Here is a 1,216-nt window from a genome sequence, read left to right as displayed (position 1 = left end):
ATTTTAGACAAACTGATATTTAGTTTATTTCACCGAAAACGACAATTCTTTAAGATTAAAGTTATTTGTAATTATTAATAACTGACCTAATCACTTCTTGTACATCCAAAATAGCTTTGTCTTTTAGAGATGTTTTTCTACATGAAAGAACCATCGGGTAGGTCGGTATTGAAATTGGACATTTTGTATAAATTAGTGAGGGTACAATTTCAGAAATTTTTCTTGCAGCATGGGTTGGAAGCGTACAAACCGTTCCTTTCCTTTTTAATAACCAAGGAACGGCTGCAAAATGAGAGGTGGATGCAAATATGTGTCTGGTTTTATTTAATTTTGTTAAATGTTCGTCAACAATTCCGATCTGTGCTGTATTAGAAATTAATAGATGTTCAAAACCTAAAAACTTTTCCAAGGTCAGATCAACAGCATCTTCAGGATGAGTGACTAAACAAGAGTAATCACCTAAAATCATTAATTCTCGGTACAAAGAGTGGTAGTAGATTCCACCAGAAGTTACACCAATATCAACATTATGTTTTACTAACATTTCAGCAATAATATGCATATATGTTTGTTTAATCACGATTCTATAATGCGGAAATTTTAATCTAACTTGCTCAATAATCTCTTGTGCAAATGCAATTTCAAAATCATCTGACATACCAAGAGTAATAATTCGTTGCTGTAAGGTATTGGTATTATCTGGTAGAGATAGCAGTGTTTCTCTAAAAATATTTAAGGCGTTGCTGACCAATGGTTTTAAAGCATGAGCTTTAGTAGTTGGCGCAAGTCCTCGGCCAGTCCGTTGGAAAAGTGGATCTTGGTAAATATCCCTAAGGCGTCTTAAAGATGCACTGACTGCAGATTGAGTAATTCCTAAACGTTCCGCTGCACGAGAAGCATTCTGCTCTTCATATAGGACTTCAAAGCACTTCAAAAGATTTAAGTCGATTTGTGCGATATTAATTTCATTCATATCTGATAGTGTTTAAATCCTATTCCATAAAGATGGTGATTATATAACAATGAATTCAGACGTAATGAACGGAACTTGTATGGAAAGTTATAGATAAGGTTCTTATTTACGTGATGCTTTATCAAAATATATCAATTTTTCGGTCAAAAGTTATTGATATCATTGTTGATTTTTAACCTGTTCTAGCAAATAGGATTGATCAGGTTTATTTGGAAAAATATGATTAAGGACTGATTCTATGAC

The 1,216-nt window shown here is 33.1% G+C and carries 1 protein-coding gene; it reads right to left on the bottom strand.

The annotated features are described in order from the left end of the window. Window positions 1–61: 61 nt before the first annotated feature. On the bottom strand, window positions 62–973 hold the full coding sequence (locus HUN22_RS17135) for a LysR family transcriptional regulator (RefSeq protein ID WP_017399014.1): 912 nt from the start codon (window positions 971–973) through the stop codon (window positions 62–64). Window positions 974–1,216 lie beyond the last annotated feature (243 nt).

This window comes from Acinetobacter lactucae (genome assembly GCF_013344765.1).
Taxonomy (GTDB): Bacteria; Pseudomonadota; Gammaproteobacteria; order Pseudomonadales; family Moraxellaceae; genus Acinetobacter; species Acinetobacter lactucae_A.
Note: the sequence above shows the minus strand (reverse complement) of the source record. Positions and strands in the feature narration are given on the sequence as shown.